At 63.4% G+C, this 24126-nt stretch carries 25 protein-coding genes; 1 reads left to right on the top strand and 24 read right to left on the bottom strand.

Going from position 1 to position 24126, the window contains the following annotated elements:
- Positions 1-18 precede the first annotated feature (18 nt).
- The 13 genes from ABR948_RS02780 to ABR948_RS02720 all read right to left on the bottom strand — a co-directional run bounded on the left by ABR948_RS02780 (position 19) and on the right by ABR948_RS02720 (position 11964).
- The gene (locus tag ABR948_RS02780; RefSeq protein WP_428113910.1) at positions 19-450 is read right to left on the bottom strand and encodes a hypothetical protein; all 432 of its coding nucleotides are present in this window, start codon (positions 448-450) and stop codon (positions 19-21) included.
- On the bottom strand, positions 447-2045 hold the full coding sequence (ptsP, locus tag ABR948_RS02775; RefSeq protein WP_428113909.1) for a phosphoenolpyruvate--protein phosphotransferase: 1599 nt from the start codon (positions 2043-2045) through the stop codon (positions 447-449). The genes ABR948_RS02780 and ptsP overlap by 4 nt, the downstream gene beginning before the upstream one ends.
- Positions 2046-2047: 2 nt before the next feature.
- Entirely contained in the window at positions 2048-2362 is a 315-nt protein-coding gene (locus ABR948_RS02770; RefSeq protein WP_428113908.1) for an HPr family phosphocarrier protein, read from the bottom strand.
- Positions 2355-2756, bottom strand: coding sequence for a dihydroxyacetone kinase phosphoryl donor subunit DhaM (gene dhaM, locus ABR948_RS02765; RefSeq protein WP_428113907.1), 402 nt, complete (start codon positions 2754-2756; stop codon positions 2355-2357). The genes ABR948_RS02770 and dhaM overlap by 8 nt, the downstream gene beginning before the upstream one ends.
- The gene (gene dhaL / locus ABR948_RS02760) at positions 2753-3367 is read right to left on the bottom strand and encodes a dihydroxyacetone kinase subunit DhaL (protein ID WP_428113906.1); all 615 of its coding nucleotides are present in this window, start codon (positions 3365-3367) and stop codon (positions 2753-2755) included. Before dhaL ends, dhaM begins: the two co-directional genes overlap by 4 nt.
- Positions 3364-4386 (bottom strand): ABC transporter ATP-binding protein, encoded by a 1023-nt coding sequence (locus tag ABR948_RS02755; protein ID WP_428113905.1) that lies wholly within the window; start codon positions 4384-4386, stop codon positions 3364-3366. The genes dhaL and ABR948_RS02755 overlap by 4 nt, the downstream gene beginning before the upstream one ends.
- Positions 4379-5476, bottom strand: a complete 1098-nt coding sequence (locus ABR948_RS02750) for an ABC transporter ATP-binding protein (protein ID WP_428113904.1) — start codon at positions 5474-5476, stop codon at positions 4379-4381. Before ABR948_RS02750 ends, ABR948_RS02755 begins: the two co-directional genes overlap by 8 nt.
- Before the next feature lie 6 nt (positions 5477-5482).
- Positions 5483-5692 carry a hypothetical protein gene (locus tag ABR948_RS02745; RefSeq protein WP_428113903.1) on the bottom strand — a complete coding sequence of 70 codons (210 nt, stop codon included), beginning with the start codon at positions 5690-5692 and terminating at the stop codon, positions 5483-5485.
- On the bottom strand, positions 5689-6642 hold the full coding sequence (locus tag ABR948_RS02740; RefSeq protein ID WP_428113902.1) for a carbohydrate ABC transporter permease: 954 nt from the start codon (positions 6640-6642) through the stop codon (positions 5689-5691). Before ABR948_RS02740 ends, ABR948_RS02745 begins: the two co-directional genes overlap by 4 nt.
- Complete coding sequence (locus ABR948_RS02735; protein ID WP_428113901.1) at positions 6639-7598, bottom strand: carbohydrate ABC transporter permease; 960 nt, start codon at positions 7596-7598, stop codon at positions 6639-6641. The genes ABR948_RS02740 and ABR948_RS02735 overlap by 4 nt, the downstream gene beginning before the upstream one ends.
- Before the next feature lie 112 nt (positions 7599-7710).
- Entirely contained in the window at positions 7711-9051 is a 1341-nt protein-coding gene (locus tag ABR948_RS02730; protein WP_428113900.1) for an ABC transporter substrate-binding protein, read from the bottom strand.
- A 392-nt stretch (positions 9052-9443) separates the two neighbouring features.
- The gene (locus ABR948_RS02725) at positions 9444-11189 is read right to left on the bottom strand and encodes an ATP-binding response regulator (RefSeq protein WP_428113899.1); all 1746 of its coding nucleotides are present in this window, start codon (positions 11187-11189) and stop codon (positions 9444-9446) included.
- Positions 11190-11340: 151 nt separating this feature from the next.
- Entirely contained in the window at positions 11341-11964 is a 624-nt protein-coding gene (locus ABR948_RS02720; RefSeq protein WP_428113898.1) for a hypothetical protein, read from the bottom strand.
- 406 nt (positions 11965-12370) lie between these two features.
- Between ABR948_RS02720 and ABR948_RS02715 the strand changes: the two genes are divergently transcribed.
- On the top strand, positions 12371-13027 hold the full coding sequence (locus ABR948_RS02715) for a response regulator (protein WP_428113897.1): 657 nt from the start codon (positions 12371-12373) through the stop codon (positions 13025-13027).
- A gap of 11 nt (positions 13028-13038) precedes the next feature.
- Here the strand turns inward: ABR948_RS02715 and ABR948_RS02710 are convergent, their stop codons facing one another.
- From ABR948_RS02710 to ABR948_RS02660, 11 genes are read right to left on the bottom strand one after another with little or no spacing between them, the layout of a single operon-like run.
- Positions 13039-14259: a pyridoxal phosphate-dependent aminotransferase gene (locus ABR948_RS02710; RefSeq protein ID WP_428113896.1), complete on the bottom strand. Its 1221-nt coding sequence runs from the start codon at positions 14257-14259 to the stop codon at positions 13039-13041.
- Complete coding sequence (locus tag ABR948_RS02705; RefSeq protein WP_428113895.1) at positions 14256-15347, bottom strand: 5-oxoprolinase subunit C family protein; 1092 nt, start codon at positions 15345-15347, stop codon at positions 14256-14258. Before ABR948_RS02705 ends, ABR948_RS02710 begins: the two co-directional genes overlap by 4 nt.
- Positions 15344-16099 (bottom strand): 5-oxoprolinase subunit B family protein, encoded by a 756-nt coding sequence (locus ABR948_RS02700; RefSeq protein WP_428113894.1) that lies wholly within the window; start codon positions 16097-16099, stop codon positions 15344-15346. Before ABR948_RS02700 ends, ABR948_RS02705 begins: the two co-directional genes overlap by 4 nt.
- Positions 16096-16866 carry a 5-oxoprolinase subunit PxpA gene (locus ABR948_RS02695; protein ID WP_428113893.1) on the bottom strand — a complete coding sequence of 257 codons (771 nt, stop codon included), beginning with the start codon at positions 16864-16866 and terminating at the stop codon, positions 16096-16098. The genes ABR948_RS02700 and ABR948_RS02695 overlap by 4 nt, the downstream gene beginning before the upstream one ends.
- Positions 16867-16907: 41 nt before the next feature.
- Entirely contained in the window at positions 16908-18167 is a 1260-nt protein-coding gene (locus tag ABR948_RS02690; RefSeq protein WP_428113892.1) for an ABC transporter substrate-binding protein, read from the bottom strand.
- Positions 18168-18225: 58 nt separating this feature from the next.
- Positions 18226-19149 carry a dihydrodipicolinate synthase family protein gene (locus tag ABR948_RS02685; protein WP_428113891.1) on the bottom strand — a complete coding sequence of 308 codons (924 nt, stop codon included), beginning with the start codon at positions 19147-19149 and terminating at the stop codon, positions 18226-18228.
- Positions 19150-19186: 37 nt separating this feature from the next.
- Complete coding sequence (locus tag ABR948_RS02680; protein ID WP_428113890.1) at positions 19187-20359, bottom strand: M24 family metallopeptidase; 1173 nt, start codon at positions 20357-20359, stop codon at positions 19187-19189.
- On the bottom strand, positions 20349-21452 hold the full coding sequence (locus ABR948_RS02675; RefSeq protein WP_428113889.1) for a mandelate racemase/muconate lactonizing enzyme family protein: 1104 nt from the start codon (positions 21450-21452) through the stop codon (positions 20349-20351). The genes ABR948_RS02680 and ABR948_RS02675 overlap by 11 nt, the downstream gene beginning before the upstream one ends.
- A gap of 4 nt (positions 21453-21456) precedes the next feature.
- Positions 21457-22620 (bottom strand): M20 family metallopeptidase, encoded by a 1164-nt coding sequence (locus tag ABR948_RS02670; RefSeq protein ID WP_428113888.1) that lies wholly within the window; start codon positions 22618-22620, stop codon positions 21457-21459.
- Positions 22621-22645: 25 nt separating this feature from the next.
- Positions 22646-23380 carry an amino acid ABC transporter ATP-binding protein gene (locus ABR948_RS02665; protein ID WP_428113887.1) on the bottom strand — a complete coding sequence of 245 codons (735 nt, stop codon included), beginning with the start codon at positions 23378-23380 and terminating at the stop codon, positions 22646-22648.
- A gap of 15 nt (positions 23381-23395) precedes the next feature.
- Positions 23396-24121, bottom strand: coding sequence for an amino acid ABC transporter permease (locus ABR948_RS02660; RefSeq protein WP_428113886.1), 726 nt, complete (start codon positions 24119-24121; stop codon positions 23396-23398).
- Positions 24122-24126: the final 5 nt, after the last annotated feature.

Genomic DNA, 24126 nt, shown 5'->3' with positions numbered 1-24126 from the left:
GCCATTCGGATCAATTTTTCAGCCCACGCTCTCGGCATAACGCGCTAGCTGCGCCGCAAAATCGACGACGAGTTGTTCGAGCGCCCGGTTCTTCTTGTCGTCTCCGAGGTCGGGCACCGTCACCGTGACGGTGCGCGTGTGCGCTTCGCGGTGGGGTGCACGCAGTCGTCCGGGGTGCGCGCGCCCGTAGGCTTCGAGGAACGCGGCGCGCTCGGCGCCGGACAGATGGCAAATCTCGAAGATGATCGAGACATGTTTCGCCGGGATCGGCACCAGATACGCGGGATTGGTGATCTGGGTCACGAAGGAGCGGTTTTTGCCCAATGCCGCCGCCAGCTTCAGCCGGGTTCCGGATGGCCGGTTGTCGAGCACCCGCCGCAGGATGAGCTTGTAGTCCGCGACATTGCTGTCGCCCGGTCCACGGGGGCCCTCGCCCGCACCGTAAGTCATGAACGGATCCCTGCGATGGCCGTCTTGAGCCGCGCGACCGCAATCGGCGACACCGAGAGATTAGTCAGTCCGGTCGCAAGCAGCGCCGTCGTCAGGTGCGTATCGGCCGCGGCGTCGCCGCAGAGCGAGACCTCGACGCCGCGCTTGCGCCCGACCTCAACGGTCCGGGCGATGAGTGCCAGCACCGCTGGATCGCCGGTATCGTTGAGGTCGGCGACCGCGCCGACATCGCGCGCTGCGGCCATGGTATACTGGGTCAGGTCGTTCGAGCCGATCGAATAGAACGCCGCGCCGAAATACTCGGCGCGGAGCGCCGCCGCAGGGACCTCGACCATGATGCCGAGCGGCGGGCGAGCGCACGCGATCCCTTGGGCCCTGAGTGCACTGAATTCGGTATCGAGCATGACGGCGGCGCGGTCGAATTCCGAGGGGATGGCAATCATCGGCAGCATGATTTTGAGTGGCCCATGCACCGCCGCTCGCAACAATGCCCGCAACTGCACGCGGAACACCTCCGGCCGCGCCAGCGAGAGGCGGATGCCGCGAAGGCCGAGAAACGGGTTGCTCTCGCCCTCGGCCGTCAAACCGGCGATCGGCTTGTCGCCACCGGCATCGAGTGTGCGGATCGTCACCGGCCTGGCTTTGGCCCATTCGAGAATGCGCCGATAGACCGCGTATTGGGTGTCCTCGTCCGGCAATCCGTGGGACGTCTCGAACAGAAATTCCGTGCGCACCAGGCCGATGCCGTCGCAGATCGCGGGATCGAGGCCCGCGAGGTCTTCAGGCGCGGCGATGTTGATAAGAACCGCGATCCGCCGACCGTCGGCGGTGCATGCAGGCTCGGTGCGACCGACATCTGCGGCGGCTCGCGCAGCATTCGCAACCGCCATGCGGTGCTCGAACAGACGCTGCGTTCCCGGCTCGGGGTCAAAGATCACGGTACCGGCATCGCCATCGACCAGCGCCAACGCCGGTGGCGGCCCGTTCCACGACAACGGGCCGAGCCCGACCACCATGGGGACTCCCCGCGCGCGCGCCAACATGGCAACATGCGAGGAAGGCGAGCCGGCGCCTAGCGTGATGGCACCACCGCGCGTCCAGTCGGCGGCAAGAAAAATTGAGGGCGAGATGTCGTCACAGGCGACGATCGAACCGCCGGTAATCTTCGCGACCGTATCCACTCCGCTCAGCCGTGCGAGTACGCGGTCGCGAATATCGACCATATCCGCGGCACGGGCACGGAAATATTCATCTTCTGCCGAGCGATAACCGGATATCTCCGCGTCGAGAGCCGAACGCCATGCATGGTCGGCGGCCACACCGGCCGAAATGGCGTCGTAGGCTCCCTCCGCCAGTGCATCGTCTTCCAGCATCGCGACCTGGAATTGCAGGATGTCCGCCACATCGCCGTCGACCGCGCCGACCAGTTCGGCGATCTCCGTTGTCGCGCCTTCGATCGCCGCCTTCAACACAACCGCCTCCTGCGCGGGATCGCCGGTCGGGGTCCGTTTCGCGACAGCGGCCGTCAGCACGGTGACCGCTCCGATGGCGAGGCCCGGCGAGGCTGGACGGCCGGTGAGATGAATTTCGGCCACCGTCACGCCTCGCCAAAGCCGTCATGCACCAACACCAGCATGGCAGCGAGCGCTGCCTCGCCGTCCGGACCGGTGACGCGGAAATGCAGCGTCGCGCCCTGTGGCGCCTTCACCCGCATCACCTTCACGGGACTTTTGGCATCGGTCCAGGGGCCGTCCGCAGCGAGGGCCAGTTCGATCTTCGCGGTGAAGCGCTTCGCGGACTGCGTGAGCTTGACCGATGGCCTGGCATGAAGACCGACGGCATTGACGAGAACCGCCGACCCGGTCAGCGGCACGAAACTTCCGGCCGCGCGGTTGACGTTGACATCATGCATAGAATTCCTCCGCGCTACGCTTGACGGCGGCAAGCGGGGAGCCCCCCGAAGACTCGGTTGCCGCAATCACCGCTCCCTCGACGACGGGCGCATTGCAGACGACGACGCGTGCGCGCCGATCCTCGGGAAGCATCTCCACCGCCATTTCGGAATTGGTCTCCGCCCCGCCGAGATCGACCAGGATCGCCACCCCGGCCGGCGACCAGGCCGTCTCGATCGCCTCGAGGATTCCGGCAACATTGGTGCCGAGCCCTCCATCGATGTCGCCGCCTGTCCAGGCGAGCGGCACGGCGTTACCTACCATCTGGCGCACCATATCGGCCGCGCCCTCCGCGATTTTGGGGGAATGAGAAACGATGACGATTCCGACATTGCCGGAATTTGAATTGCTCATGAATTTGCCTCTGGTTCCAGTATCGCGACCGCCGCGCCGATCAGCAGGGACGCCGAGCGCGAGCCCGGATCCATATGACCGATGGAGCGTTCCCCAAGGAAAGATGCGCGGCCTCGGATGGCCAGCATTGGTGTGGTGCGATCGGCCGCTTGTGCCGCCTCGATTGCAATCGCCCCGGCGTCGCCCCCGCCTGCCAACACGGCTTGTACAGGAACAAGGACGTCCAGCAAGGTTTTCTGTCCGGCGTCCGAGCGCCCGCGCGCCTTGACGGCATTGATCGCCTTGTCTGTCGCCGCGACGAGATCCGCGCGTACCGGCTGCTCGGGAAGCGCCTTGCCGAGTTCCATGAAAAATGTGCCGACCAGCGGCCCGGAGGCGCCGCCGACCTTCATCACCAGCGTCATTCCGATCGCCTTGAGCATTTCCGGCAGCGATTTGTCGGCAAGGCCGGGCAGCGTCGCGAGCACGGCCTCGAAGCCGCGCTTCATGTTCAGCCCGTGATCGCCGTCGCCGATCGCCTGGTCGAGGCTGGTCAGTTCGTCGGCATGCCCGATCATCGACTCCGCAAGCGCCCGAACCAGCTTTTCCCTGGCCGCCCGATCGAGACTCATGCCGCGACCCTCCCGCCGGCCGCATCGAAGAACAGCGGATTGTTGAGACGGAGCGACACGACGTCCCCGGCGCCGAGCGCCGCCTCGGGATCCGACAAGGTCACGACCGACTGGCCGCCAAGGTCGAGGTGAAGATGGCTCTGGTCACCGAGATGTTCGATCCGCGTGACGGTTGCCGACACGTCGCCGTTGCCGCGCGCGATCGTGAGGTGTTCGGTGCGCGCGCCGATGGTTTTGGCCGCGCGCGGCGCGCCGGCAAACAGCGCAGCCGGCAGCAGGTTGATAGTCGGCTGGCCAAGCCGCGCGGCGACATAGGCGTTGATCGGGTTCTCGTAGATCTCGCGCGGCGTACCGATCTGCATCAGCCGCCCGGCCTCGATCACACCGATGCGCGAAGCCATGGTCATCGCTTCGGTCTGATCGTGGGTGACATAGAGGATGGTCGCGCCGAGGTCGGTCTGAATACGCTTGAGTTCAAGGCGCATTTCGCCGCGCAGCTTGGCGTCCAGCGACGACAACGGTTCATCCATGAGATAGATCGCGGGCGAGCGAACCAGGGCCCGACCGATCGCGACGCGCTGCATCTGTCCACCCGACAACTGCGTCGCCTTGTTTTGCAGCTTGGTTTCGATATGGAGAAGACGCGCCACCTCCTCCACTTTGGCGCGGATGTCGGCCTCCGCTATGCGGCGGATCGGCGCACGCAACGCAAAGGCCATGTTCTCGAACACCGTGAGATGCGGATACAGCGAATATTGCTGGAACACGAAAGCGACGTCGCGATCGGCCGGCGCATCGCCGGTCACGTCGCGTCCGTCAATCCGGATTGAACCAGAGTCCGGCAGCTCCAATCCGGCGACCAGGCGCAACGTCGTGGTCTTGCCGGCGCCCGTCGGCCCGAGCAGCGCGACGAACTCACCGTCGCCGATGGTCAGCGACAGATCGCTGACCGCCGGCGTCTGGTTGAACGTCTTCTTGTTGAAGGTTTTGGAGACGGCCCTGATCTCGACCTTAGCCATGCGCAGCTCCCTCGTGCAACGCGGTGCGGATCGCACGGCCCGACCCCTTGTCGAAGATCGACAGCGTGTCAGGCCGAAAGTCGAGCCCGACACTCTCTCCGATCCGGAAGAACATGCTGGCCGGCGAGCGGGCCTTGAGCGCGCCATAGCGCGTTGTCACGGTAACGATCTGCGTCGTGCCGAGATATTCCGACCCATAGACCTCGCCCCGCACCATGCCGCGATCGGTGAAACGCACGTGCTCGGGCCTGACCCCGAGGACGAGATCGCTTTCCGCCAGCGTCTCGCGTGCCGCGGGAACCGCAACCTCGCGCTCGCCGAGCCGGATCGCCTGCGCGCCGGCTTCCAGGCTGCCGCGAAACGGCAGGAAATTCATCGGCGGCGAGCCAATGAAGTCGGCGACGAACAGCGAAGCCGGCCGGTCATAGATGTCGCGCGGGCTAGCGACCTGTTCGATGACACCGTTGTTCATCACGACAATCACGTCGGCCATCGACATGGCTTCGAGCTGGTCATGCGTAACATAGACCGTCGTCGCGCCGATCCGGTCATGCAGAGCACGCAATTCACGGATCATCGCGTCGCGCATTTCAGTATCGAGCGCGCCGAGCGGCTCATCCATCAGGAAGCATTTTGGCTTGCGCACGATCGCCCGCCCAAGCGCGACACGCTGCCGGTCGCCGCCGGCAAGGCCCGACACCGGCCGATCAAGGAGATGGGAGATGCGCAGGATGCGCGCGACGTCCACCACCCGCCGGTCGATCTCCGCCGCGCCGATGCCTTCGCATTTCAGCGGAAAGCCGATATTGCGCCGGACATTCATATGCGGATAGAGCGCGAACAGCTGGAATACGAAAGCGATATCGCGGGCCGAGGCGCGGTTCATCGTCACGTCTTCGCCGCCAAGCCTGATAGTACCGGCCGTCGGCAATTCCAGTCCGGCAATCATGCGCAGCGTCGTCGTCTTGCCGCAGCCGGAAGGCCCGAGCAGGCAGAGGAACTGGCCGTCCTCCACCGTGAAGCTGGCAGCCTTGACCGCATGAAACGTCCCGAAGGATTTGTCGAGCGCCTCGACCCTGATCTGTGCCATCGCGCGTTACTCCCTGACCTTCGATACGATCATGAACATCACCGTACCGAACAGAGTGGTCGCGAAGGACCAGGAATAGAGCGTCAGGAAAAACGGCTGCATCAGCATGACGACGCCGACAGCTATGATCGTCGTCGCGATCGCCTCCAGCGGCCCGCGCCGCAGAATCCTGTCGGTGAAGCCGCGGCGCGGCATCGAGTTCGCCTCAAAGCTCATTTGCGAACCGCTCCAAAGGTAATGCCGCGCAAGAGATGCTTGCGCAAAAGCACCGTGAATACGACGATCGGCACCAGGAAGAGCGTGGTGCCGGCGGCGACCGCCGGCCAATCCTGACCGCCCTCGCCGATAATGATCGGAATGAACGGCGGCGCCGTCTGCGCGTTGCCGGAGGTCAGAAGCACCGCGAAGGCGTATTCGTTCCAGGCAAAGATAAGGCAGAAGATCGCCGTTGCCGCTATCCCGGTCGTCGCCTGCGGCAGCACCACCTTCACGAAGGCCTGAAAACGCGTATAGCCGTCGATCATCGCGGCCTCTTCATACTCGCGCGGGATCTCGTCGATGAAACCCTTGAGAAGCCAGACCGCGAGCGAAACGTTGACCGAGGTGTAAAGCAGGATCATCCCGAGCCGCGTATCCGACAGCCCGATGGTGCGATACATCAGGTAGATCGGAATCGCGACCGCGATCGGCGGCATCATTCTAGTCGACAGAATGAAGAACAGCAGATCGTCCTTCAGAGGCACGCGAAATCGCGAGAAGCCGTAGGCCGACAACGTGCCGAGGGCGACGGCGAGCACTGTCGAGCCGAAGGCGATGATCAGCGAATTGATGAAACGCGGCACATAATTCGACGGTCCGGCAACGACCATGTTGCGATCGCGCGTCATGCTGTCGCAAAGTCCCTGCGCCGGTCCCAGCGTCTGGATGAATTCCGGCGTCTGACGCGAGCGCGTGGTGAAGAGATTGCAATAACCTTCCAGCGAAGGCTCGAACAGGAGCTTCGGCGGATAGGAGATCGCATCGTCGGGCGACTTGAACGAGGTGAGCAGGATCCAGATCAGCGGGATCATCGTGATCACGGCATAGAGAACGACGAGCGAGCCCGCGAAACGCCGCGTGCCCGACGACGGTTCGACGACGGAATGAGCTGTGGTGGCTGAAGTCATCGGCTCTTCACCCGGTTCAACGCCTTTACATAAATGTTGGCGAGGCCGAACACCGTCACGAACAGGATGATCGCGAAGGCCGAGGAATAGCCGGTCCGCCAGCTCTCGAACGCCGCGCGCTTGAGCGTGATCGAGGCAACCTCCGTAGTCGATCCCGGCCCGCCGCCGGTCAGCAGGTTGACCATGTCGAACATCTTGAAATTCTCGATGCCGCGGAACAGCACGGCGAGCATGATGAAGGGCAGCGCCATCGGTAACGTGATGGACCAGAACTGCCGCCATTTCGACGCGCGATCGACCTCCGCCGCCTCATAAATGTAGTCCGGGATCGAGCGCAGGCCGGCAAGACAGATCAGCATCACATAGGGTGTCCACATCCAGGCATCGACGATGACGATGGCCCAGGGACTCAACGTCACGTCGCCCAGCATCTGGAACGAGGAGGCGTCGCGGCCGGTTAAGAAGGCGACCACGTAGTTGAACAGTCCGATCTGCGGGTGGTAGAGGAAGGTCCAGAAATTGCCGACGACGGCCGGCGAAAGCATCATCGGCAGCAGGATGATCGTGGTCCACAGGCCATGGCCGCGAAATTTCTTGTCGATCAGGAATGCAAGCCCGAAACCAAGCACGGTTTCGATAATCACGGTCCAGATCACGAAATGGGCCGTCACCTGCATCGCCGCCCAAATGTCCGGATCGGTCAGGATCGATTGATACCAGTCGATCCCAAGCCATTTGATCGGCACGTTCGCCCGATTGGCGCGATAGTTGGTGAATGACAGATAGATCGTCCAGACCAGCGGGAAAATATTGATCGCCAGCAGCAGCACGATCGTCGGCGTGATGAAGAGCCACGCCAGCGCCTTGTCGGACAGGCCCCGGATGCGGCGCACCGCACCGGGCTGAACCAGCGCAGCCTGATAGGCGATCCGCGATGAAGCACTCAAATCATTCATGGCGTCGGTTGATCCTGATGCGCCGAGATCGTCGTTTGCGGGACTCAGAATGGGGCTCGGTAAGAAAACGCCTGGAGCGCCGACCAGCGCGCTCCAGGCGACGATCTTGGAACTATTTTCCTTCTTCCTTGAAGATGGCTTTCCAGTCCTTCACCAAGCCGTCGAGCGCTTCCTGCGCGGTGCCCTTGTCGGCGACCACGTAGTCATGCACGCGCTTCTGCTCGGCTTGCAGGAGCTGTGCATAGGAGGGCTCGGCCCAGAAATCGACGACCATGCCCATCGACTGCAGGAACTCCTTGGCGAAGGGGGCGCTGCCCGGGAAGCTCGGGTCGTTCAACACCGACTTGGCGCAGGAATAGCCGCCCAGAGCCCACCACTTCTTCTGCACATCCCCCGCGGCGAACCACTTGATGTATTGCAGCGCCTCGCCCTGGTTCTTGGAATAGGAAACAACGGAGATGCCCTGTCCGCCGAGCTGCGTCGCCTGGCCCGCAGGGCCGGCAGGATTGACGAAGAAGCCGATCTTGTCACCGCCGACATTCGGGTCCTTGTAGAGACCGGGGAAGAAGGCGAAGAAGTTCATTTGCAGCGCGACCTGGCCGGACTTGAAGGCATCGAGGCCTTCCGACATGTAGGAGTTGGAAGCGCCGGGAGGCGTGCAGCACTTGTAGAGTTCCTTGTAGGCTTCGAGGCCCTTGACGGCGCCCGGCGAGTTGACGAACCCTTCCATGGCATAGGGCTTCTTGGGATCCTGATACTGGAAGCCATAGTCGTAGAGGTAGTTCGAGACCCCCATGGTGATGCCTTCCGAGCCGCGCTCGGTGTAGATCGACGCACCATAGACCTTCTTGCCGTCGACATCGCGCCCCTGGAAGAACTGTGCGATGTCGCGAAGTTCATCCAGCGTCTTCGGCACAGCGATATCGCGGCCATATTTGGCCTTGAAATCCTTCTGCACGTCGGGCCGCGCGAACCAGTCCTTGCGATAGGTCCAGCCCACCGCGTCGCCCATGGCCGGCAGCGCCCAGTAGTTCGGGGTGTTCTTCGGCCACTCGGAATAACCGACCACGGTCGCCGGCATGTAGTCGTCCATGCTGATGGCTTCCTTCTTGAAGAAATCATTGAGCTTGACGTATTGGCCGTTCTCGGCGGCGCCGCCGATCCACTGTGAATCACCGATGATGAGATCGCACAACGACCCGTGCGAATTGAGTTCGTTGAGGAAGCGGTCGGCATAGTTGGTCCATGGCACGAATTCGAATTTCATGCCGATGCCGGTCTTGGCGGTGAAGTCCTTCGACAGTTCGACCAGCGCATTGGCGGGGTCCCACGCGGCCCAGCACAGCGTGATGGTTTTGCCCTGCGCGTGCGCAGGCGTGGTCGCCGCTCCGATGCCGAGCGCGGAGGCAACAGCCCCGCCTACAACAAGAAGCGCCTTGATCGAGTGTTTCATTACGCTTTCCCTCCCAGTGGGGCCGGCCATCGACATGACACGGCGTTCCTACCCGCTCGAATGCTTCGAGCAGAGCGACACAGTCCTTGACGGGCTGAATGACTGAACTGACGTTTCCTCGCGCTTACCGGAATTCTAACGACCCGGGGAAGCTCGATTTGTTTAGTGGATCACGATTTACTAAACATTGCAAGTGAGCTGTTTCCGGTCCTGTGGACGTGCAGCCGTTTCAACGACCTGGACTCGCCTGATGGCAAGCTCCTGCATGAAGGCGATCATCTCATCGTCGGCGCACAACTCGACGGCACGGCCGCAACGATTTATCGACGATCCTACGTCGTAACGTCGTACCCGCGACGGTTGGGCTATCGTGGAAACAGGCCGCAACCCCGCTAGTCGGCCAGATTGATAATGGCCGCGCGCAGGCGGCTGTTCGAAACCGGCTTGTGCATCAGAAAGCAGTCGCTTGCCGTTGCCTCGCGGATGCGGTCCGGCGCGGTGTCGCCGGTGATCAGAATCGCCGGGATGTCGTTGTTGAACTCGGTCCGCAGGCGCTCGATGGTGGCGATGCCGTTTTCGTCATCGCGCAACCGGTAATCTGAAATGATCAGATCGGGGGTGATGGTGAAGCCGGCCGCCCGGTCCAGCATCTCGGTGCAGGAGCCGGCTGCGACCACCGAATGCCCCCAGCCAACCAGTAACGTAGACATCGCCTCCTGGATGGCGACCTCGTCGTCGATGACCAGGATGGACAGCGGCCTGTGCGCGACCACGGAGCTGTCCTGCCCCGGCTCCATGATCGCCTGCCCGGTTACGGCCAAAGCGACCGACAACCTGAACACGGAGCCCTTGTTGACGCGCGACTCCATGCGCATCGGAATATTCAAGATCCGCGTCAGGCGCTGCACGATGGCGAGCCCCAGTCCAAGCCCGCGCGCGCGATCGCGTTCAGGATTTCCGATCTGATAGAATTCCTGGAAGATCAGTTCCTGCTGATCGGCCGGAATGCCGCAGCCGGTGTCCCAGATCTCGACGCTGAGCCGCTCGCCGCGCCTGCAACCGATCACCACGCGCCCCCGGTCGGTATAGCGAACCGCATTGGAGAGAAGATTGCGCAGCACACGCTCGAACAGAATCGGGTCGGTCTGCACGGAGAGGCTGCATGGAAGCAGATGCAGCGCAATGCCCTTGCGCTTCACCTCAGGCATCTCTTCGCGGCAGATCCGTTCGAGCAGCGGCCGGATCGCAAAAATCCGCGGCCGGCTCTCAATGACCCCGGCATCGAGACGCGAAATATCGAGGATCGCGCCGAACAGGCTGTCGAGTGCACCGACCGAATTCTGGATCTGGCTCACGAGCCGGCGGCTGTCGGTGTCAAGCGTGCGGTCGCCCAGCGCGCCGACAAACATGCCGAGCGCATGCACCGGCTGTCGCAGATCGTGGCTGGCGGAGGCCAGAAATCGCGACTTGGCGATATTGGCGGTCTCGGCCAGTTCCTTCTGGCGCAACAAATCGTTGGCAAGGTCGAGATTGGCGAACTGCAATCGCAGCGCCTTCATCAATAATTCGCTGAACGAGTTCGCAAGAACCCCGATGATAGCAACCCAGAGCGCGGCGAGGACGCTGTAAGTCACGTGCAGGACGTCGCCCTGCAGCGCAGACCAGACACTGGTCGGGACCATGATCGCAAACAGGTTGCAGTAATAGGCCGGCAGAAGCGTACCCAAAGCCGTGATGGCTCCCGCGGCAATAGCGGCGCAGGTCACGAAAACGATGAACTGAAATTCCGCCCGGCTTGGGTCAAGCAAGAACAGCGACCCGCCCCCCCAGCAAAGGCCGCCGGCCAGAGCGCTCGCAATCGCCCCGATCGACCAGCGACGCCAGTCCCATGCCGGCGGCCTGGCTTTTCTGTAGGCATGGATCAGGACCATGCGTGCGGCCGTGCTCAAACTGAGAAGCGACAGGAAGATCACCGCCGTGTGCAGTGCCGTCGCCTTGGTATAGACCAGCATGCTCGCGAGGATTACCGCGGCGATCATCCCGCCGATCGTTCCAGGCGTGGCGTTGTGATAGAAACCTGCCACCTGCTCCGCGCGCATCTCGTCGAAACGCTGCTGCGGCACTTCCGTATCGGTCACCTCACTGCCCCGCCTGTCGCAGCCGCCAACGGCCATGCCTGAACCACGGGTTGATTATAGAGATGGTCGTGCCGGAAGCACAAATGCGAAGCCGGCGGCAGTTGGCACAGCGCGAGGTGACGGCGGCCGCAAGCGGCATCAAGCCGCCTCGTCAGGGGGCGCCCGGGCGGCGCCATAGAAACCCGGCATAGAGATAGATTTTCGCCTCCAGGCTGCCGTCCGGCTGAAACGACAGCTTAGCGTGGCTGAGCAGACGAACCGGAAGGCCCTCACTTAACCGGGCCGCGTCATCAGGGATATCGCTGGTGTAAGGCGCCGTGCCTTGCGGCCCCTGCAATTCGTCCGGCGCCCGTTGCCAGGAGGCGAGCGCAATCGCCCGTTCCGCCGAGCATAGACGATAGGCGGTCATCCGCTTTAGCAATCCGGCCCAGGCCTCTGCCTTGCTGGCGTGGAATTCGACGCCGATCCGCGGCCCCAGCGTCTCCGTGACATCGATTTGCAGCGCGATTTCCGTGAGATCGCCGCCGATGATGGACGCCGCGGCGCCGATCGGTTTGGCGCGCGCGCCGAAACCGAGAAGCGCGAGACATTCGGCGATGCGATGGAGCGGCACGCCAAACACCAGGCGGATGGCGGGATCGGGCCGCCGCAGCGCGACCCCGATATGGCGGAGCCGGGCGACAGGCGCAGCCGCCGCGACAACGGAGGTGATGAGCCGCCGTTGAGCGTTGCCGAGACCGCGCTCGAGCGCCAGCGGCAGCACGATGTCGGTCATGGTCCTGACCAGGCCGACGCTGTTTGGTCCCGCCGCATCCGGCAGATCGAAAAACGCGATGCTCGGACGGGCACAGGCGCCATCGAGATCAGCGTTGTCGAGTTCGAGGCCAATGCGGTTGACGAAGGGTTTCAGCAGCGCATCGTCCGCCGCCCATAACAGGCGACTGAGCCGGGAAAGGCGTCAGGCCCTGGTCGAGCCGCTCCGGCGTTGACAGCCGTTCGAGTGCGGCCTCCCGAAAAATGCTGTTGCTTGCCATGACCTGCCGCCGACGCGAAAAGCGCGCGACTGATGCTGACTTCTCGACTGCCAAACGTATATTGGACTGAGGTCCCGGGATTGGTCTGAAGACCTGGTCCCAAGACTTGAGGCGACCGAAACCATCTTGCCCTCAGGCGGAAATGCGATGAATAATGCCCGGATGAAGCTGCTTATCGTCGACGATCATGCGATCCTGCGCGAGGGGCTTGTCGCCCTGCTCCAGCAATTCGAGCAGGGTGCCGATGTCTTGCAGGCGTCTGACACCACGGAGGGATTGCGCCTCGCGGAGGCCCATCCCGATCTCGATGCGGTGTTTCTCGATCTCAACATGCCCGATCAAAGTGGCATGGAGATCATCCCGGTCTTCGCCAGGCGTTGCCCGCAATTGCCGGTGATCGTGCTGTCGTCATCGGAAGACCCGGGCGACGTGCGGCTTGCCTTGAAATCGGGCGCCTTCGGCTACGTGCCGAAATCCGCCAGCCCGCGAAACATTCTGTCCGCGCTGCGGCTCGTGCTGTCCGGAGAGATCTATGTTCCTCCGCTGATGCTCGATCTTGGACCCGTCGCGACCGATGGGTCCGGTCGCGTTGCGTCTGAAGCCGGCGAGCGCCTGACCGAACGGCAGACCGAGGTGTTGCGACAACTGTGCCGCGGGCTTTCCAACAAGGAGATCAGCCGCGCGCTCGACCTGTCGGAGAAGACCACCAAGTCCCACATCACCGCGATCTTCAAGGCACTCAGCGTGGTGAACCGCACGCAAGCCGCTTCCGCCGCGCGGCGCGCAGGGATCGTAACGGACTAAGTCGTCGCGCTTCAGCTCAGCCGGCTGGAGGCCTTCGCGATCCGCTCGCAAGCGACACGCAGGCGTTCGGTCGCGGTGGCGAACGAGATGCGGAAAAACGGCGCCAGACCGAAGGCCGATCCGGGAACGACCGCGACATTCGCCTCCTCGAGCAGGAAGGTCGCGAAATCGACATCGCTCTCGATGATTCGTCCGTCCTGACGCTTGCGGCCGATCATGCCCCGGCAGGACGGAAACAGATAGAAGGCCCCATCCGGCGTCCGGCAGCTCAGCCCGTCGACGCCGTTGAATGCCGCAAGACACAGGTCCCGCCGTTCGCGAAACACCTCATTCCTTTCAGCCAGGAAATCCAGGGGGCCGGTAAGCGCCGCAACCGCGGCCGCTTGTGAGACCGAGCTCGGATTGGTGGTGCTTTGCGACTGGATCGTCGCCATCGCCGCGATGAGGTCGGCCGGACCTCCGGCATAGCCGATACGCCAGCCCGTCATCGCATACGCCTTGGAGACGCCGTTGCAGGTCAGCACGCGGTCGAACAGCCGGGGTTCGACCGCCGCGATTGTTGCGAATTGCCAACCGTCGTAGCGAATGTGCTCGTACATATCGTCGGTCAGCACCATCACATGCGGATGGTCGAGCAAGACATCGGCGATGGCCCTTAGATCAGCTACGGAATACCCGGCGCCGGTCGGGTTGCTGGGCGAATTGAGCACCAGCCACTTGGTGCGCGGCGTGATCGCAGCGCGCAGTAACGGCGCGCTCAGCTTGAACCCGTCGGCCTCCCCGCACGGTACGATCACCGGCTGGCCGCCGGCGAGCAGCACCATGTCGGGATACGACACCCAATAGGGTGCGGGGATGATGACTTCATCGCCGGCGTCGAGGGTGGCGCACAGGGCGTTGTAGAGCACCTGCTTGCCGCCGGTGCCGACGCTGATCTGCGAAACATCATAAGACAACCCGTTTTCGTTCCTGAACTTGCCGACGATTGCGCGCTTCAGTTCGGGGGTGCCGTCGACATCGGTATATTTGGTCGCGCCAGCATCGATGGCGGCCTTGGCCGCCTCCTTGACGTGAGAGGGCGTATCGAAATCCGGCTCGCCCTGCGACAGGCCAACGATGTCGCGTCCCTGGCGACGCAGTTCATTCGCGAGCCGGGTGATGGCAATCGTCGGCGAAGGACGGACAGCCGACAGTCGCGACGAGAGCCGGGTCGGCTTGAAATGGGTATTCATGTGCGGTGCTCCACGGGGTGGCTTTCAGTCGTGTTGGTGGTCGGAAGATCGTCGGAAGGCGTCGATGCGACGACACCGTCAATCAGATTGAGGCCGAGCAAAAATTCGGAGGTGAAATGCGCACGCACCAGGGGCTCGATGACAATGCCGCGCGACAGCAAGGCCGCCTCCTCACGCCGTGCCGCAACCGCCTGCGCGATCGACACCGCCTCGAACCTGAACGCGGCTCCCGGCCGCGCCTGAGCCAACCTGCCGAGATCCGGACCAATGATATTGGCAATCTTCGGATAGCCGCCGGTCGATTGACGATCGGCCATCAGAACGATTGGACAGCCATCTCCCGGCACCTGGATCGCACCCATCGCGATCCCGTCGGACACGATGTTGTAGCCGCGCGCATGCGTCAGCCGGGGTCCTTCGAGAAAATACGCCATGCGGTCGCGCTTGGCGGAGACGGACCAGGGCCCAGCCAGAAACGCGGCGATCTGGTCATCGGCGAAATAGTCGTGTTGCGGACCAAGCACCACACGAATGGTGTCGAGGGGCCGATCAAGCCACGGGGCTACGATGGCGCCCGTCGAAGGCTTCGGCGATCCGGATCGTTCGATGCCGAGACGGTCGCCTGCAACAAGCGCGCGACCATCTAGTCCGCCGAAGCCGGTACGCGTGTGCGTCGCGTGAGAGCCGAGCACCTTCGGCACCATGAGGCGACCCGCTACCGCCAGATAGCACCAGGAGCCGTTACGCCCGGCGCGAATTTTCAGCACGGCGCCCTCCTCCAGATCGAGAGCCACCGCCGGCGGCAGCGGCCTGCCGTGGAGGCTGAGCGCGAATTCGCCGCCGGCGACGGCAACACGAAGCGATCCGGATTCGGCGGTCACGTCGATTCCACCCACGGAAATTTCCAACGCCGTCGAGCCCGCGGGATTGCCGACGGCGAGGTTTGCCGTGGCATGCGCCAGTGCATCCATCGGGCCCGCTGCGGTGACGCCAAAGCGCAGATAGCCGTGCCGACCGGCGTCCTGCAGCGTCGCACCCAGCCCGGCTGACAGCACGCGAACAATCGCTTCCGAAGCGGCAGCCATCATACCGCACTCTTGCGGGCCACGATTTCGCCGCTTGCCGCCCGCTGCTCCAGATCGCGAAAGGTAGCCAAATCGATCGGGTCGAACCGCAGATTGTCGCCGGCATCGATCAGAAAGGCATCCTTGCGCTCCGCTGCGTAGAGACGCTCCGGCGTCCGGCCGATGACATACCAGCCGGTCGGCATCGCGAACGGCGCGACAACGCAGAGTCCGCCGCCGATCAATACCGCTCCCGCGTCATGCGGCGGCCTCGGCGCCGGACGGCGCGAGATCACGAGCCCGTCCGGCACACCGCCCAAATAAGCCTGGCCCGGTGTGAAGCCACACATGTAGATGCGATACGTCGCCTGCACATGCAGCGCAACCGCCTGGTCCCGGGTCAGCCTTAGAATCGTCGCCGCCTCGTCGAGATCCTCGGCGAGTGCCGGATCGTAGCAACAGGGCAATGTCCAGGTGGCGGGCGTTCCCCGCCCTTCGGCGACAACTCCCGTCGCACGGCACACAACGGCGACCAGCGCATCCCTGTCGATCTGCAGAGGATCGTAATGGATCATGAGCGAGCGATAGGTGGGCACGAACTCGCGCGTTCCCAAAGGAGGATCGGCGCGCAAGGCTGCATCGAGGGCCAGCACCCGGTCGTTGATCGCGGGATCGACGCTGTCGCCGAATTGAACGACGAGCGCGGCCTCTCCGGCATCGAGAAAGCGCGGAGCAGACGACGCGGTCGCGGGATCGGGATCGACCTTCAATGTCATGTCGCCATTGGCCTGAATGACTTCAGAACGATGCCAGCCTGCTCCAATCGCTCGCGGACGCGGCCCGCGGTCGCGACCGCATGGTCGGAATCGCCATGGACACAAATCGAACGAATCGGTGTCGACAGGTGCTTGCCTCCAGCGGTGATCACCGCTCCGGCTTCGACCATCGCGAGCACGCGCGCGGCGGCTTCTTCCGCGTCTTCGATCATCGCGCCGGGCTGGCTGCGCGAAATCAATTGCCCGGTTTCGGTGTAGCCGCGATCGGCGTAGATTTCCTGATGGGTTTCAAGCCCGGCAGCTTCACCTGCGGCAACCAGCTCCGTCAACGCGTTGGCCAGCAGCGCCAGGCCGGGGTCGACCGCACGGATCGCCCGCGCCACCGCGTCCGCAACGCCGCGTTCCTCGCAGGCGATGTTGCCGAGCGCGCCATGGGTCTTCACATAGCTGATGCGATGACCCGCGTAGGCGGCGAGCGCGGTGGCGGCGCCGATCTGATAGGCGACAAGCCTTTCAATCTCGCCGTTCGAGAACGGAAGACGGCGGCGGCCGAAGCCCCACAGATCCGGGAACCCGGGATGGGCGCCGACCGCGACGCCGCGCTCGCGGGCGATCGCAAAGGTCCGCGCCATCACCTCAGGATCACCGGCATGCAGCCCGCACGCCACATTGGCCGAGGTGACGATGGAGAGCATGGCGTCATCGTCACCGCAGCGATAGGCGCCGAAGCCTTCACCCAGATCGGAATTGAGATCGACGGATAGCATTGTTGCCTCCTCATTTTTGCCGATGTCTGGAAACGCCCCGATCAGGCGTTCATCGGCCAGAGCGGTTCGGCAAGGGCCACCGCCGCGGGAAAGATCGTGACAAACGTACCGCCAAGGTATTGCACCAGCACCGGATCGGCATCGATGTTCTGCCCATCGGCTTCGAACTTGACGCGCTTCCACGGCATGATGGTGCGCTCGCCCGGGATATCGGTCGCCGCCAGCGCTTCCCGAATCTTCTCGCCATCGGTCGATTTGGCGCGGTCGATCGCGTCGGCGAGGACGAGCAGCCCCATCAGCTCCCGCGACGTGCTGTCATTCAGGTCGCGGTTGGAACGCGCTTTGTACATGTCGTTGACCTTGAGAACGCTCGGTCGCTTCTGTGCCATGTCGAGCGAGAAGCTTGCGCGCGAGATGATGCCGGCCGCCTTGTCGCCCAGCGCGTCGTAAAACGACTTGTCGGAAAAGCCACTGGCCTGGGCGATGATGTTTTTGGGCTTGTAGCCAAGCTCGCCCATCGTCCTCATCAGGAGGATCGCATCGGTGACATAACTCGACGGCAGCAATACGTCCGGATCGGCGGATTTGAGCTGCTGCACCTCAACGCTTAGCGACGGCGAGTTCGATTTGTACTTGATGTCGGCGACAAGCTTGTAGCCGCGCTCCGCCGCAAGCTTGCGCTGGGTATTCGACGAATCGGTGCCGAAAATCGTGTCTTCGAAAAACAGGCCGACGGTTTCGACCTTCTTGCCTTTCCCTTTCTGGGCATCGAGAAAATCGAACATCGCGGCCGAAAACATTTCGTCCTGCGCGGCCGGACGGAAGAAGAACTTGAAGCCGCGGCGCGCCAGGCTTGGCGACGAGGAATCCGCGCACAGGAACGGCAAGCCGTAGCGTTCGGCAACGCCGCTCACGGTGGAGGAAACCGACGACAGATAACACCCGATCAGGGCGCACACCTTCTCCTGGGTGATCAGGCGCTCGGCCTCCGCCCGGCCCTTCTGCGGATCGGACTGATGGTCGGCGAAGATCAGCCTGATCTTGGCGTTGCCGAGCCCGGCAAGGCCTGCATTCTTGGCCGTCGGCAAATCGAGATCGTAGGAATTGTTGATGATATCGGCCGCCGTTTCCATGGCGTGGCGCGCATCGACGCCGACCTGCGCGTTGGCGCCGGACAGCGGGAACAATACCCCGATGACAACGTCTTCACCGGTTTGTGCCTTGGCAGGTCCGACCATGGCCGGCAGCGACGCGAAGGACAGCAGGGACGCGCCACTCATAAGCAACTGTCTGCGATTCATTCGATGGTTCCTTTACGTGGGTTTTCGTCCGCCATTTTCATTTTTCGCGCGCGGTTCTTCAGGCCGCGAGTGCGACGCTGGATCGCCGGTCGGTCGCCAATTCCCGCAACACCCCGGCAATATCCCTGATGTTGGCGGCCTCGAGATCGCGCAGCGGCGGGCGAACCGAACCGCCATCGAAGCCGCGCAGGTTCATCGCGGCCTTGGTGGTCTGCGGCTGCCCGAACTCGCGTGCGAGCGCCCGGAACGGATACCAAAGCCGGTGCAGGTCTCGCGCAGCCGCGGCATCGCCGGCTTCCAGTGCCCGGTAGGCGGCAAGAATGAGTTCCGGCAGCGCACAGCTGTTGGTCGAGCTGATGCCGTCAAAGCCGCACATCATCGGACCGAGGAACGCCAGGTCGGAGGCGCAGAACAGACGGATGCGTCCGCCGATCCGGTTGGCGATCTGATCGATCGCCGTCGGAGACAGATCACCTTGCTTGACACCGACGACGCCGGGAATGACCGCGAGTTGTTCCAGCGTTGAGGGCGAGAGCGTGATGCCAATGCCCGGCGCGTTGTAAACCAGCACCCCGGTTCGCGAGAGCGGGACCATGTCGCGAAAGAATGCCACAATCTGCGCGTCGGTCACTTCCGAGACGAACGGTGGCGTCACCATCGGCAGGCCGCCGAGGTCGCCGGCAAGCTTCGTCAGATCGCGGACGACGCGAACGTCGGAACCGGCGCTGCACAGCATCACCGGAACCCGGTTGCCGACGATGTCCATCACGCGCCGGAACAGATCGGCCCGCTCCTCGGCCGACATCGTCGGAAATTCGCCGTAAGTGCCACCGATCAGGATGCCGTCATAGCCGAGGCCGATGACCCGCTCGATATTCCGGGCCAGGCCCGCATAGTCGAATGCTCCGTCAGCCTTGAACGGTGTGACGGTGATGTTGAACAGGCCGCGCAATCGCGCGTGGCACTCCGTGATATCTTTCATGATCCTTGTCCTTTTTGAATGGTGAAATGTTCTGGCTTCAGCCGGGGATGCGCCTGATCGGACGGTCGATTGTGCTGAGCGCACGGCAGCCGGTTTCGGTGACGACCACGGTCTCGCTGACGCCGACGGTGAACTGGCCGAAGACACGCAGCGCCACCGGGATATGGAATGTCATGCCCGGCCGCAGCTCAGTGGTGACGCCGGTGTAGAGGCTGAGGATACCGCCCTCACCCCAGTCCGGTGCAAAGGCGATGCCGATGCTGTAGCCTGCGCGTTTCTTGAAGTTTTCGGTATAGCCGGCACGGTTGATCACTTGCTGGCAGGCGTTATGCGGCGCCTCGCAAGCCGCACCGGGGCGAATCGCCGCGATGGCGGCCGCAAGCCCCTCCTGACAGGTCTGCTCCATATCGACCGCGATCTGCGGCATCGCGCCGAGCCAGGCGCAGCGCATCAAGGCGGCGTGGTACCGATCATGGCAGCCGGCCATTTCGAGGAAGACCGGCTCGTCTATCGCAAGCCTGCCGCGACGCCAGGTGCCGTGCGGTACTCCGGAGCGACGGCCGCAGGACACCAGCGGCTCCATGCCGACATATTCGGAACCCGCCGAGATCGCCGACCCCACCATAGCCGCGACGAAATCGTTCTCGCTCGCGCCAAGCTTCACCGCAGCGAGCCCGGCGCGCATGCCGGCATCGACATAAGAGGCCGCCGTCGCGATCTTCTCGATCTCGGCCGGCGACTTGACGATCCGAAGCTGCTCGATGATCCCGGCACCGTCGTTGATCACGCCGAGCTTGTCCTGCAGCGCCTCATAGGTCGCGATCGGAAGGAACCAGCCGCGCTTGTCGATGGCAATGCGCTTCGATGCCCAGCCCCGCGCCTTGATGACATTCACCAGGAAATTCACCGGCTGATCGCCGTCCTGATAGATTTCCGCGTTGGTGATGAAGGTATTGGCGATGAAATTGAAATATTCGAGCTGACGCACGACGAACGCAGGCTCGCCCTCCACCGGCAGCACCAGCGCCTGGAAGGTGTAGTAGCCCGGGGTCTGCTGCCCGGTGAGATAGAAGATGTTTTCGGGGCCGGTCACGACCATGACGTCGATGCCGGCCGCGGCCAGCAATTTGCGGGCGCGGGCAACCCGCTGGTCGTATTCCGCTTTCGGGAATGCCGATTCCGAGCCCTGCCGAATGCCGCTATTGTCCATATCCGAAGTCTCCGATGAGGTGGGTGGCGGCAGCGTCGAAAGTGACGCCGAGGCCTGATGCGTGGTCGGCGTGCACGGTGCCGGCCGTGTACGAGACGCCCGAGGCGGGATCGTCGATGAGGCCGTCGGCGCCGTAGAGTTCCGCAAACGCAGGCGACGTCGCGCAGGCCACGTGAAGCGCCGCGGCAGTTGCAGCAGCGCCTTCATTCATCTGGCCAATCATGAAGGGAACGCCCGCATCGGACAGCCGACGAGCCGCGGCCACGGTCGGCGCGATACCGCCGAGCTTGACCAATTTGAGGTGCGCAAGAACGCGACCGCCATAGCTGCAGATCCGCGTGACGTCATCCGGCGTGGCGACGCTTTCATCGAGCATCACCGGCAATGGACTTTTGTCGGCAAGCCGCTCGATGGCCAGCCAGTCTCCGGGCGGAATGGGCTGTTCGACGTACGCAAGATCATGGGCCGCCAGTGCCTTGAGCTTCTCGAGCGCTTCGGTCGCCGACCAGCGCCCGTTGGCATCAGCCGCAAGCTTGATCCGTGGGCCGAAGCGCGCGCGCAGCGCAGCGATCCGGCGCAGGTCCTCGGCGAAGTCTGTAGCGGCAACCCTCACCTTGAGATCCTCAAAGCCGCGATCGACATAGGCCTGTGCCTGCGCCAGGAACTCAGCGAATGGCGACCAGAACAGCGTCTGGTTGGTCTTCCACACCACTCTATTCGCGGCAGCGCCGAGCCAGGCCGCAACGGTCTGGCGTTCGCGACGGGCAACGAGATCATGCAGCGCGCAGTCGATCAGCGCGCGCACCGGAGCGATCAAAGGCGCGCCCCAATCGGCCATGGTCGCAAGCAGGTCGGCCGGATCGCGCGTCCAGTCCACGTCGCCGACGGCGGCGGCGGCGCATTCCACCACGGTGCTTTCAGCGAAGCCGTTGAGGTAGGCGATGTTGGCCCGAACTTCGCCGATGCCAATCGTTTCGCCATCGTCGAGCCGCAGGTAGATTTCCATCAGATGCGGGATGCTGCCCGACGATGCCGTGTGCAGCACAAGACCGCCGCCATAATGCAGATCAGCTGAATGCAGGGAGACGCGCAACGCCTCAGCTCCCGTTCCGCAGCATGGCTTTGGCCACGTCGCGATAAATCAGGCTGGAGGCGACAAACTCGTGCACCGGCACGAACTCGTCGGGCTTGTGGGCGACGGCGAGATCGCCGGGACCAATCACCGTTCCCTGCGCGCCGATGCTTCGAAAATGCACGAGGTCGCAACCACCCTGGAAACCGAACGGGCCCGGTCTGGCAACCCCATGAGCGCGGCTCGCGGCAAGACTCGCCTGCACGATCGGGGTGGCAATGTCCGTCTCGGTCGCGCCCCCGGTCGTCGCCTTGTAGCCGACAATCTCGGCGCGGATGCCGAGACGCTCACGCGCCAGCGCGAGCAGGTCGCCGATCTCGCGCTTGACCGCCTCCTCATCCTCCCCCGGCACCATCCGGCGATCGAGCAGGAGATCGCAAGAGCCGGGCAACACATTGTCGGCATGGCCGCCGTTCATGCGGGTGACCGTCAGGCTTGCGGCGCCCACAAGAGGATGCGTGCGATGACGCACGACTTTCTCGTGATGCTCCGCGACGAGGCCAAGAAGCTCGCCGGCACGATAGATCGCGTTCTCGCCGAGATGCGGCGTGCCTGAATGCGCAGACACGCCCTGCACCCGCACCACCGGGCGCAGGCTTCCCTTGTGCGCGGTAAAGGTGGCGTTGGAAGTCGGTTCGCCGATGACGGCGGCATCGATCTTCGGACCGGTGCTGGCATAAAACTTGGCGCCTTCACTGGCGATCTCTTCGTCGGCAACGAAGACGCCAAGCAGCGTCCCCGACCACGCGGCGCGATCCGCCGCCAGCATCCGCATCGCCTCCAGCATCGCCGCGAGCGGCCCCTTGCAATCGCAGGCGCCGCGCCCGTAAAGCCGCCCGTTCATTTCCTTCAGCACGAAAGGATCGGACGCCCAGCCGTCCCCCACCGGCACGACGTCCATATGGGTGTTGAAGGCGAACACCGGGCCGGCGCCGTTCTCCAGCCGTGCGACAACGTTGATACGCGCCGGCTTGTACTCCTGCAACGCGACTTCGAACCCCTCGGTGACCAGCAGCCCGCGCAGGAATTGCGCGGCGCGGGCCTCGTCGCCGGGAGGGTTTTGCGTATCGATCGCGACGAGGTCCGCGAGCTCGCGCTTCATGCGGGCGACGTCAGGTGACAAGGACATTAAACAGGCTCCGGGGGCATCACATTCAATGAAGGATCTGGTCGAGGAAACGCCGGCTGCGATCATTGACCGTCCCGGCGAAAAACTGTTCGCTCGACGCGCTCTCGATGATCTCACCGGATTCCATAAAGACGATCCGGTCGGCGGCTCGGCGCGCAAATCCCATCTCATGGGTCACGACAATGCTGGTCATGCCTTCCGCGCTGAGTTGGGCCATGACGTCGAGCACTTCGCGGATCATCTCGGGATCGAGCGCGGAGGTCGGCTCGTCGTAAAGCATCAGCTTGGGACGCATCGCGAGCGCACGGGCGATGGCGACGCGCTGCTGCTGCCCGCCGGATAATTCGTCGGGAAAGGCATCCGCCTTCTCCGGAATCTGGACCTTGCGCAACAGCTCGACGGCGATGTCGTGCGCATCGGCCCGGCTAATACCGAGAATTTTCACCGGCGCCAGCATCACGTTCTCGGCGGCGGAGAGATGGGAGAACAGCTCGAAGTTCTGGAACACCATACCGATCTGCTGACGCAGCAGATGCGCCTTCTTGCGCTCGCGCGTGATATTCTCGCCCGCAAAAAAGATATCGCCGCTGTCGACCGGCTCCAGCAGGTTGATGGAACGCAGCAGCGTAGACTTGCCGGAACCGGACGGGCCAATCACGACGACGGTCTCCTTCGCATCCACCGTCATGCTGCAGGTCTTGAGAACCTGCACAGATCCGAAACTCTTGTTGATGCCGACGATTTCAAGAAGATGCTGCATGACCGGTCCCTGCTCTTATCGGACCGCGAACGATTGCGATGTCCCGAGCATCCGCTCGGTCAGCGAAAGCCCGCGCATGCGCTGGCGCTTCTTGGGATCGAGCGCCGTCTCGATCAGGACTTGCAGGGCCATGAAGGCTGTCGTCATTCCGAGATAGTAGATACCGGCCGCGGTCAGCGCCTCGAAATAGCGGAAGTCGGCGCTCGCGGTCTGATTGGCGACCAGCAGCAACTCCTCGACGGCGATCACCGAGACCAGCGCGCTGAGCTTCAGCATGCCGATCATCTGGTTGCCGATCGGCGGCAGCACGATTCGCGCCGCTTGCGGAATGACGACATGGCGCATCATCTGGCCGCCGGTCATGCCAAGCGCCAGGGCGGCGGTGCGCTGCCCCTTCTTCACCGCCTGCAGACCCGACCGCAGAATTTCCGCCATATACGCGCCCTCGTTCAGGGAGAGCGCCAGCACGGCACAAACGAAGGCCGACAGCTTGATGCCAAACGAGGGCAGCACGTTGTAGATGAAGATGACCTGAAACAGCACCGGCGTGCCGCGAAACAGCCACAGGTAAGCAAACGTCACGACCTGCCCTGCCCGCGTCCGGCTCTCCTGGATCAGCGCCAGCACGAGGCCGATCACGACACCGAAGAACAGCGAGGTCACCGTCAGCAGCAGGGTCATCCCCGCACCGCGAATGAAACTTGGCGAAACCAGATATTGCAGAACGAGTTCGATGGACACGGCAA

Source organism: Bradyrhizobium sp., assembly GCF_050014615.1.
GTDB lineage: Bacteria > Pseudomonadota > Alphaproteobacteria > Rhizobiales > Xanthobacteraceae > Bradyrhizobium.
This window is presented reverse-complemented; position numbering and strand designations above follow the sequence as displayed.